Origin of the sequence: Pseudomonas agarici, assembly GCF_001543125.1 — a bacterium.
Taxonomy (GTDB): Bacteria; Pseudomonadota; Gammaproteobacteria; order Pseudomonadales; family Pseudomonadaceae; genus Aquipseudomonas; species Aquipseudomonas agarici.
In genome coordinates this window covers 1,597,341-1,602,103 of record NZ_CP014135.1, presented here as the reverse complement: position 1 = coordinate 1,602,103, position 4,763 = coordinate 1,597,341, and the positions used below count along the sequence as shown (strand labels likewise).

Here is a 4,763-nt window from a genome sequence, read left to right as displayed (position 1 = left end):
GGTGGTTTTTTTATGCCTGGAAGAAAGCACAACCACCTGCTGAAGGAGCGAGCTATGGCGAGTATCAGACAGTACAACGTCTATAAACAAACCGAGCCTTTCAGAGAAGCTAAGCTACTACAGCTCATCCTTCACCGCCCGTTATCCCTATACTTGCCGTTAGGAGCATTCGATGTCGAGTCTATATCCTGAGTCACTCTATCATGCCACCTACATTTTCGACTTCCCACCTGTTCTAGGTTCGCAAGTCCCGCTAACCGGGACATCTCCCTTTGAATATACAACGCTCAACCGGCCAGCCCTGACCATGTTCAATAACCAACTGTGGTGCGTATACCGCAGCGGACGCGATAACAACAAACTATGTTATTGCTTCACACCGCCGCGGCAGATTGGCGTGGGAAGCCCATGGAACCGTGAGATTGAAATCCCCGGCCAGACCACCATCGAAGGGCCAGCCCTGGCCGTATTCAAGGATCGACTGTATTGCGTCTACGTCGGTGCAGGCGGTGACAACAGCCTGTACTCTACGCACTGGTCTAACGTAGACAGCAGTTGGAGCGATGCCAAAAAACTCCCCAATCACCACAGCGCTTACGACCCGGCCCTGGCCGTGTTTCAAGGCAAACTTTGGTGCGTCTATGTGCAGAACGCAAGGGATAACAAACTGCATTACTCAACACTCGACGATATCGATGCTCAATGGAGTAAGGGCAAACCGTTCTCCAAGCATGTGAGCGCGGCGGGTCCAGCCTTGGCCGCGTCGAACAACATGCTGCTTTGCGTGCATCGCGGCGGTGGCATTGACGAAGATCTATGGGAAACAAGCTACGACGGCACTCAGTGGAGCGAAGACAAAAAGCTTCTTACAGGCCTTTACCACACGGAGGCCAGCAGTGACGGCCCCGGCCTGATCTTTCGCGAGGACCAATCGTTATTTGTAGTGGCGTATAAAGGCGCCGGGAGTGACACGGATGTCTACACCGCCACTCGCCAAATTAAGGATAAGTTCTGGACCCACGTTACGATTCTATTTAAGTCTCGTGCCCAAGCCGGGCCGGCCATCGCGTCCTGTCTGTTCGAACTCGAGGGAGAATATGTAGTGCAATATCAATATGTCTACCGGGGCGTCGCCACGTGACCCGCATTGTCGAGGAAATAGGTACGGGAGCGAAACAACAATTTGCCAGCGCTCCAGTTTCTACCGGCGGGTGTTGTTGTCAACCGAAGTGTCTGGAGCGTTATGCCTGGGAGGTCTCGGCGCCGCGGTAAAAGCAAAAGGTCAAGCTTTTGGCCGTTAGTACCGCGAGTTCAGCCTGGCTGAACGATTCTGATTATTAATAGTGTGAGTATCACTCTCCCACAATCGATTTTCAATTCGATTTTAAAAGCGAGCAATAACTACCTATGAAATAAAGCCTGTATGCAATTATCATTTTTGATAGTTTTTTGACCTTATTACCCTCTCTAAGATCACAAATAGTATTATTAGAGAATGTCTGACTAACACGCCCCAACGGATCTCATCAAATCGAGGTGCCTGATTTTCAAAAAATGCTTCAAGATTGCGCAGAGACTCCCGTGTATCAGACGTTACGCTCGTATAGGGCTCCTCACATGGGGAAACCAGACAGTACGACTTCTATAAACCGGACCTTTCAGAGAAGCTAAGCTACTACCGCTCATCCGTCACCGTCCGTTATCCCTATACCTGCCGTTAGGAGCATTCGATGTCGAGTCTATATCCTGAGTCACTCTACCATGCCACCTACATTTTCGACTTCCCACCTGTTCTAGGTGCGCAAGTCCCGCTAACCGGGACGTCTCCCTCTGAATATACAACACCCAACCGACCAGCCCTGGCCATGTTCAATAAGCAGCTGTGGTGCGTATACCGCAGCGGACGTGATAACAACAAACTGTGTTACTGCTTCACCTCGCCGCAGCAGATTGGCTCATGGAGCGGTGAGTTTGAAATCCCTGGCCAGACGACCGCCGAAGGGCCGGCTCTGATCGTATTCAACGACAATCTGTATTGCGTCTACGTCGGTGCGGGCGGTGACAACAGTCTGTACTCTACGTACTGGTCTAACAAGAAAAGCAGTTGGAGCGATGCCAAAAAGCTACCCAATCACCACAGCGCTTACGACCCGGCCCTGGCCGTGTTTCAAGGCAAACTTTGGTGCGTCTATGTGCAGAACGCAAGGGACGACAAACTGCATTACTCAACACTCGACGATGTCGATGCTCAATGGAGTAAGGGCAAACCGTTCTCCGATCATCTGAGCGGGGCGGGTCCGGCGTTGGCCGCGTCGAACAACATGCTGCTCTGCGTGCATCGCGGCGGCGGCACTGACGAGGATCTCTGGGAAACAAGCTACGACGGCACCCAGTGGAGCGACGACAAAAGGCTACTTACAGGCCTTACCCACACAGAGGCCAGCAGTGACGGACCCGGCCTGATCTTTCGCGAGGACCAATCGTTATTTGTAGTGGCGTATAAGGGCGCTGGGAGTGACACGAATCTGTACACCGCCACTCGCAAAATCAGGGATAAGCTCTGGACCCACGTTACGAATCTATTTGGATCCCGTACCCAAGCCGGGCCAGCCTTGGAGTCATGTCTGTTCAAACTCGATGGAGAAAATGTAGTGCAATATCACTATGTCTACCGGGGCGTCGCCACGTGACCCGCATTGTCGAGGAAATAGGTGCTGGAGCGGGACAACAGTTTATCAGCGCTCCAGTTTTTGCCGTCGGATGTTGTTGCCAGCCGAAGTGGCTGGCTTGTTATTCGTCGGAGGTTTTGGCGCCGCGGTAAAAGCAAAAGGTCGAGTTTTGGGTTGTTAGTACAGATGGTCCAGCTTGGCTGAACGATTCGGATATTTTGTCTAAAACCCAATTCTCGCTCTCATCCTTGAGGACCCCATAGTACAGCTGCGTATCGCTGCCGCTGCCTTTGAGCACCATGATCAGCCGTCTATCATCGGCACAATAGACCACACCTGGTGCGTGACTGCTCTCTATGGAGAAGATGGAATTGTTCAACATCCTTCGGTCCGGGCGCCACGTGGTGCCATCCCAGGACGTATAATAGAGAATCTCGTCACCGGTGCCGCCGCGGTGCGCACAGAATAGATCCTCGCCTTTCACGAACAGTGACGGCGCGGAAGCGGTTTTTTGGTCGGGGAACTTTGTGTCATCGCTCCAGTTTTCGCCATCGCTGCTGGTCGTGTACCGCAAGCTCTGGTCCCGTCCGTTCCCCGTGTGCACGCACCACAGCTTATTGTCATGAACGGCCAGAGCGGGGCCCCAAGTGCTGTGGTGATGGGGGAGCTTTTTGGCATCGCTCCAGCTGCTGTCTAAGTTAGACCAGTACGTAGAGTACAGGCTGTTGTCACCGCCCGTACCGACGTAGACGCAATACAACCGGTCTTTGAATACGGCCAGAGCCGGCCCTTCGACGGTCGTATGGTCGGGGATTACTTGGCCCGTGGTCCACTGTCCGTCGACATCCTGGGGAGAGGAGAAGCGGTAGGCCAGCTTATTGCTGTCAGAGCCAAGGCGGTATACGCACCACAGCTGGTTATTGAAGATAGCGATGGCCGGTCGATCGGGGCTTGCGTACTGGAAGGGGAATTTTTCCCCGAAAATGGTTTCGCCCACCCATGTCAATCTCCTGTCGGCGAAGTTGAATCTGAGTAATTCAGGATAATGTTTCATCGAATACTCCTCAGTGGCAGTGACCTGTAAATGACTGTGGCCTGGATCAGGAAGAGGCGTACCGGAATCCGCCTTCATCTCGTCAATTGCGGCAAAGACGCAGGTTAATGAAAGAAGTTTTTATCATAACTGCTCATAGCACAAACTCCCGCAAGTCGTTTTTATTACCCTATTGCGCCAATTTTATCTTTAACGCGAACTTTTTAATTATTTATAGCGCAAAATCGACCGCTCAACTCGAATTTAAAAGCGAGTAATATCTATCTCTGAAATGCAGCCTGTATGCAACTATCATTTTTAATAGTTTTGTGACTTAGCCACTTTCAGACCACTTGCAGATATGGCCTCAACCTGACATTTCCGAATTCTGCTCCCCCTTTTATAGGGCATGTCATTCAAACGTAAGGTAGCCGAGTAACTCAACCACTGGTCAAGTTGAATGCAAATGGGTGGTCAAGTGCAATGCAATTGGGTGGTCAAGTCCGTGCAATTACGCAACTGCGTCATGCTGCCGTTGCTTGGCTGGCTGAAGGTCAACCAGTCCGAGCTGCTGGAAAACCTCGACAAGTCCGCCGACGGCATCAAGTTCGAAGCCGATCTGATCGACAAGAGCAAGGTCGACATGAGCCTGAGTCTACCGCTGACCGAGCGCGTGGTGGTGCGAACGGACGACGAAGGTAACGTCACCATCACCCACCCTGGCGAGCCGCAGCGCAACCCCGACTGGCCCGGTAGCGGCCCGGAATGGATAGTACCCAATGGCTGATCTGGAAGCGTCGGAAGATACGCCGCAGCCAGCAACAGCGAGTACTCGCCCAACAAAACGCCGATGGCACCCGCTATGCGCCGCGCAAGGCGCGCGATCTGCGCGGCAAAAAGGGTCGGATCAAGCGTAAAATCAAAATGTTCCAGAAGCTGCGCACCGCCAGCTATCTCAAAGCGCGAGGCGATGGCAATGGCATTTCAGTGGGCTTTACCGGGCGCGTGGCCCGAATCGCCAGGGTGCATCAGTTTAGTTTGTATGCGTCCGGGCATCACGC

At 52.7% G+C, this 4,763-nt stretch carries 5 protein-coding genes and 1 pseudogene; 5 read left to right on the top strand and 1 reads right to left on the bottom strand.

Going from position 1 to position 4,763, the window contains the following annotated elements; genetic code table 11:
• The 3 genes from AWM79_RS25375 to AWM79_RS06985 all read left to right on the top strand — a co-directional run.
• On the top strand, positions 1 to 192 hold a 192-nt coding region (locus tag AWM79_RS25375; RefSeq protein WP_208599932.1), incomplete at its 5' end, for a hypothetical protein.
• Positions 173 to 1,141, top strand: coding sequence for a hypothetical protein (locus tag AWM79_RS06990; protein WP_060782481.1), 969 nt, complete (start codon positions 173 to 175; stop codon positions 1,139 to 1,141). The genes AWM79_RS25375 and AWM79_RS06990, both read left to right, overlap by 20 nt.
• 724 nt (positions 1,142 to 1,865) lie before the next feature.
• On the top strand, positions 1,866 to 2,690 hold the full coding sequence (locus AWM79_RS06985; RefSeq protein WP_156430087.1) for a hypothetical protein: 825 nt from the start codon (positions 1,866 to 1,868) through the stop codon (positions 2,688 to 2,690).
• Positions 2,691 to 2,790: 100 nt separating this feature from the next.
• On the opposite strand, the gene AWM79_RS06980 is transcribed toward AWM79_RS06985, so the two are convergent.
• On the bottom strand, positions 2,791 to 3,723 hold the full coding sequence (locus AWM79_RS06980) for a hypothetical protein (RefSeq protein ID WP_017131305.1): 933 nt from the start codon (positions 3,721 to 3,723) through the stop codon (positions 2,791 to 2,793).
• Between the two features lie 502 nt (positions 3,724 to 4,225).
• Here AWM79_RS06980 and AWM79_RS06975 point away from each other — a divergent pair.
• Together AWM79_RS06975 and AWM79_RS06970 are read left to right on the top strand one after the other, a co-directional pair.
• Positions 4,226 to 4,489: pseudogene (locus AWM79_RS06975) on the top strand (phage tail protein); the annotation flags it as partial.
• A partial coding sequence (locus AWM79_RS06970; RefSeq protein ID WP_082712584.1) for a phage virion morphogenesis protein occupies positions 4,468 to 4,763 on the top strand: 296 nt, incomplete at its 3' end. The pseudogene AWM79_RS06975 and the gene AWM79_RS06970, both read left to right, overlap by 22 nt.

Coding starts and splice junctions, on each gene's coding strand:
- AWM79_RS06980 (WP_017131305.1), bottom strand. CDS start 3,723: ATGAAACATTATCCTGAATTACTCAGATTCAACTTCGCCGACAGGAGA.
- AWM79_RS06990 (WP_060782481.1), top strand. CDS start 173: ATGTCGAGTCTATATCCTGAGTCACTCTATCATGCCACCTACATTTTC.
- AWM79_RS06985 (WP_156430087.1), top strand. CDS start 1,866: ATGTTCAATAAGCAGCTGTGGTGCGTATACCGCAGCGGACGTGATAAC.